The 803-nt window shown below is 38.0% G+C and carries 2 protein-coding genes; both read right to left on the minus strand.

What is annotated here, in order from left to right; translation table 11 throughout:
- A partial coding sequence (locus HMPREF2918_RS02480) for a cytoplasmic protein (RefSeq protein WP_070594499.1) occupies positions 1-264 on the minus strand: 264 nt, incomplete at its 3' end.
- A gap of 34 nt (positions 265-298) precedes the next feature.
- Entirely contained in the window at positions 299-481 is a 183-nt protein-coding gene (locus tag HMPREF2918_RS02485; protein WP_000490640.1) for a hypothetical protein, read from the minus strand.
- Positions 482-803 lie beyond the last annotated feature (322 nt).

The raw sequence follows: 803 nt of genomic DNA on the forward strand, positions 1-803 counted from the left end.
ATTGAGATAAGGTGCAACAGTATTGCCATTTAGAGCAGTATCTGGGAAAAAGATTGGGTTAACAGTTTCTACTAGAGCATCTTCTGGAATGACCGTTGTAGAAGCTGGTGTGATGACATGAAAGGCACCGTGCTCTGCGCTGTTTAGGATGTGACGTTGGTATTTGCCTTCTTTTCCAAAAATAAATTTAGGAGCATCTCCTAAACGTTCGTAGTAAGCAGGGCCAATAAATTCTGGTTTCATTTTAAGTGTTTCTGAGATCATAAGATTTTCCTTTCTGAGTGTAAAATAAAAAGAGCTAAGCTAGTTGCTTCACTCTTGAGTAATAGTGTGTAAAAAGTTTGCGTTTAAACATACGACTATAGAATTGAATATCCCCATGAGCATAGCCATTTCTACGAGCATCATCTGCGAGATGGTCTAAATCAATTTGAGCTTGAGCATAGAGTTTAGCTTGTAGTTTATCAGATTCGCTAAACATGCCATAGGTGAATTCATAGTTATCATAGAGTCGTTTACATTGTAGTGCGAAAAAAGTTTGTCATATTTTTCTCCTTTATTGTAATAAGTAAAAAAGCTACTAAGTGAAAAAAGGAAAGAACTTAGTAGCTTGAGAGTAGGTCTATCTAATTAGATAGACAGCAGTAAAGAAAAGTTATTTGGTTGGAAAGATCCCTCTTTCCACGGTGGCAACGTTTAGCAAGGTGCTTTGCGTCAATTACCATCGCTTTCCCAGCCAATCTCATTGGGGAGTCATTATCATACCCTTAAGATTCTCTTACGCCCTTTGGCGAAGCCAGTTC

The organism is Streptococcus sp. HMSC065C01 (genome assembly GCF_001813525.1).
Classification (GTDB): domain Bacteria; phylum Bacillota; class Bacilli; order Lactobacillales; family Streptococcaceae; genus Streptococcus; species Streptococcus parasanguinis_V.

Coding starts and splice junctions, on each gene's coding strand:
- HMPREF2918_RS02485 (WP_000490640.1), bottom strand. CDS start 481: ATGTTTAGCGAATCTGATAAACTACAAGCTAAACTCTATGCTCAAGCT.